The organism is Asticcacaulis sp. AC402 (assembly GCF_000495835.1).
Classification (GTDB): Bacteria; Pseudomonadota; Alphaproteobacteria; order Caulobacterales; family Caulobacteraceae; genus Asticcacaulis.
In genome coordinates this window covers 1-4,210 of sequence record NZ_AWGC01000035.1, presented here as the reverse complement: position 1 = coordinate 4,210, position 4,210 = coordinate 1, and the positions used below count along the sequence as shown (strand labels likewise).

The 4,210-nt window shown below is 61.3% G+C and carries 1 protein-coding gene; it reads right to left on the bottom strand.

Features of this window, described 5'->3' with window-relative positions; all coding sequences use genetic code 11:
- The coding region (locus ABAC402_RS36750; RefSeq protein ID WP_023450911.1) for a cadherin-like domain-containing protein at nucleotides 1–4,210 on the bottom strand (4,210 nt) is incomplete at both ends.

Genomic DNA, 4,210 nt, shown 5'->3' with positions numbered 1-4,210 from the left:
AGGGTGGCGTTATCGCTGTCGCGCACCGTATAGGTTAAGGTCACCGGACCGTTGTAGTTCAGCGCCGGGGTAAAAATCCAGCCGTCGGTTGTGGTGGTCAGTGTGCCGTGGTCGACCGAGATCGCCGAGACGGTCAGAGCGCCTTCGACGTCGCTGAAGCCTTCCAAAAGAGTGGCGGCGAGAATGGTCTGGGCGATGTCTTCGGTTCCGTCGGCAACCGCGCCGGTCGGCGATCCGGTCGGCAGGTCGTTGACCGAGGTGACGGTCAGGCTGACCGTGGCGACATTGCTGTTCAGCGCGCCGTCATAGACGTGGTAGGTGAAGCTGTCCGTGCCATAATAGTTCAGGGTCGGCGTATAGGCGAAGGTGCCGTCCGCGTTGAAAGTCACCGTGCCATGGGCCGGCCCGGTATCCAGGATAAAGGTCGGGCTTGCGGTTTCGACGTCACTGCCCGTGACGCTACGATTGATGGTCGCGTCTTCGGCCAGGGTAAAGCTGGCCGCGTTGGCGATCGGGGTGTCGTCGACCGCCGTCAGGTCGAAGCTGCGCGTCTGATTGGCGATGGTGGCGCCGTCGCTGTCGCGCACGGTGTAGGTCACCGTCACAGGGCCGTTGTAGTTCAGATCAGGTGTGAATATCCAGCCGCCGGCGGTGGCGATCAGGGTGCCGTGGTTGATCGAGATGGCCGAAACGGTCAGGGCGCCTTCGACGTCGCTGAAGCCTTCCAGCAGGGTGGCGGCCAGGATAGTCTGGACCGTATCTTCGGTGCCTTGCGCCACCGTGCCCGTGGGTGCGCCAGTGGGCAGGTCGTTGACATAGGCAAACGACACACCCAACGTGGTGGCGAGGTGAAGGCCAGTACCGTCGTTAACGTTGTAGCCAAGGGTAACCGTGCCGAAATAGTTACTGTTCGGCGTCAGGGTGTAGGTGTTGTTGCCGTTATCGACGATCGAACCGTTGGTGGCTGTCAGATCCGAAATGCTCGTCAGGAAGTCGCCGTCCGGGTCGCCGTAACCCTGCAGCAGTTGCCACAGCGTGATGACCTTGGCGATGTCTTCGGTACCGGTCACGACGGCCTTGGCGGCGTAGAGGCGCGGCGCGTCCGGGACCGGAGTGACGGTGAAATCCAGCGAGCTATAGTCCGCTTCGAGGAGGCCGTCCGACACGTTGTAGAGGAGTCTAGCCGGGCCGTTGTAATCGGCGGCCGGCGCAATGGTCCATGTGCCGGCATCGGCGTTGTAGGTAACCGTGCCGCTGGAACTCCACACGTAATTGCCGCGGATGGCGAGGATCGTGCCGGCATCCGGGTCGGAAAAGCCAGCCAGGAGCTCAGCGCGGGTGACGACCAAGGTGGTGTCTTCGTCGATCGCCGAAAGAACCGTGGTCGCGGCGCCGGTCGGCTTTTCGTTGATGTCGCGGACACTGAGGGTCAGGGTCTGGACGTCCGTCCCGCCGTTGCCGTCACTGGCGGTCACCTCCACGACGTAGGTGTTGTTCGCGCCATCATCGTTCGGCGCCTCATAGTTCGGCGCCGCGATCCAGGATAACGCGCCGGTGGTGGCGTTGATGGTGAACAGCGCCGCATCGGCGCCGCCGGTGATGGCGTGAGTCACGACTTCCGCGACACCGTCGACCGACAAATAGCTGAACGAGGCGCCGTCGCTTGCCTGATTTGTCTTGTAGAAGAGCCCGACGCGCGCATTCGGCGTGGCGTCGTAGGTCGATCCAAGCAGGGTCCAATTCGCGCCTTCATCGGTCTTGTAATAGAACTGATAGAGGTCGAACGCTCCGCTTTCGGTGACGACCACACGCAGATACACTTCGGAGTTGGAAACCGCCGCCGATAAGTCGGGTAAATTGTCGCCCATGCCATGGGCGTGCACGATTTTGCTGCCCCAGTTTTCGAGGCCGAAAGTGAGTTGCGGCTTGGCGCCGTTCGAGTCGGCGTAGAAGGCTATGCCGGCCACCTGGTAAAGCTGATCAAAATTGTTAATATGCGCTTTGGTTTCGATCGCCCAGGATTGCCCGGCGGCGACGCTCGGGGCCTTCACCCAGGCAATGGGAACATCGGCGCGGGCGTGCCACATGTTGGCTGCGCCGGCGGCCGAGAAGTCGAGTTCGTTGTTCGCGGCGTCGAAGGTTATGTTCGCTACGTACGGATTGGGGATGTCGAGGCCGATGGCCGAATGAAGACTGGCGCCGTCGAAGGAGGTTGTAAACCCGTCGAGGTCGACATCGCTCGCCACGACGTTCGCGATAAAAGTCGAGTTCTCGTTTGGACTGAGGGTGACGGCAGCACGGCTGCCGTACGAAGAGATGACCGGCGCATCGTTGACCGCGGCAAGGGAGAAGCTGCGCGTCTGGTTAGAGATATAACCGCCATTGCCGTCGGTGACCGTATAGGTCACGATGACTCGGCCGTTAATATTGGCGGTCGGCGTGAAGTTAAATCCGCCTTCCACGCCCGTGAAGGTGCCCTGGGCCGACGAAATGGAATGGACGCTAAGCGTATGGCCCTCAACCGGATCGCTGAAGCCCTCCAGCAGCGTCGAGGCCGAGATGAACTGGACGATATCCTCGGTGCCATCGGCGATGATACCGGTGGGCGAGCCGGTCGGGGCATCGTTGACCGAAAAGACCACGAAGTCGCGTGTAACAGCCAGATCGTAACCGTCCCGGTCGCTAAGGGTGTAGCTCAGCGAAATGGTGCCGTAGAAATTGGCCGGTGGGGTGAACAGGTAATGGTCGGGATACGAGACCACTGTGCCTTGGCTGGCGGTGACGCTGGACACGGTTAGGGGGCCGCCGTCAGGATCGTAAAATCCCGAGGTCAGATGTAGCGGGGCAATGGAAGCGGATGTGTCTTCGTTACCGCCGATAACATAGTTGAAAAGAAAACGCGGCGCGTCGGGCGTGCCGGCAAGTGTAAATTGACGCCCGTATATGGTTTCACCGCCCGAACTGTCAGCAACCCGGTAACTCACGAGAACGGTCCCGAAGACATCGTCGTACGGTGTGAAAATCCAGCCGCCTTCGGTTGCTGTTAAGCTGCCCTGGTACGAATACACTTCGCTGACGTGCAACGCTTCGCCTTCGACGTCGCTGAGACCTTCCAGCAGGGTGGCTTCCAGAATGATCTGGGACGTCTCCTCGGTGCCACCGGCGATAACGCCGGTGGGCACGCCGGTGGGCGCATCGTTGACGGCGGCCAGGTTGAAACCTAGCGTATACTCTACGTCCGGCGTCACGCCGTCGCCGATCGTATAAGTCACGACGACCGGGCCGTTGTAGTTGGCGTCGGGCGTAAAGGTCCAGCCCTCCGCCGTAGCCACCAAAGTGCCGTGATCGGCCGAAACCGTCTGCACCGTCAGGTCGCCGTCGAGATCTTCGAAGCCCTGCAGCAGGGTAGCGCGCGAAATCGACTGGACAGTGTCTTCGACGCCGTCGTCGATGGTGTCGGTCGGCGATCCGGTCCAGATGTCGTTGACGGAGGTGACCGTCAGGGTGACGGTAGACTCTTCGGTCGTGGTCGTGCCGTCGCTGACCGTAAAGGTAAAGCTGTCGCCACCATGATAGTTGGCGTTCGGTGTGTAGGTAAATGTCCCGTCGGCATTGAAGCCCAGCGTGCCATGTTCCGGACCAGTCCCCAAGCTGTAGGTCAATGTGTCGCCGTCAACATCACTTGCCAACACGGCGCCTTCCAAAGTGCCATCTTCAGCAACGGTAAATGCCGCCGAAGGGGCCACGGGCGCATCGTTGACGGCGGCCAGGTTGAAGCCTAGCGTATACTCTACGGCCGGCGTCACGCCGTCGCCGATCGCATAAGTCACGACGACCGGGCCGTTGTAGTTGGCGTCGGGCGTAAAGGTCCAGCCCTCTGCCGTAGCCACCAAAGTGCCGTGATCGGCCGAAGCCGTCAGCACCGTCAGGTCGCCGTCGAAATCTTCGAAGCCCTGCAGCAGGGTAGCGCGCGAAATCGACTGGACAGTGTCTTCGACGCCGTCGTCGATGGTGCCGGTCGGCGATCCGGTCCAGATGTCGTTGACGGAGGTGACCGTCAGGGTGACGGTCGACTCTTCGGTCGTGGTCGTGCCGTCGCTGACCGTAAAGGTGAAGCTGTCGCCACCATGATAGTTGGCGTTCGGCGTGTAGGTAAATGTCCCGTCGGCGTTGAAATCCAGCGTGCCGTGTTCCGGGCCGGTCCCCAAGG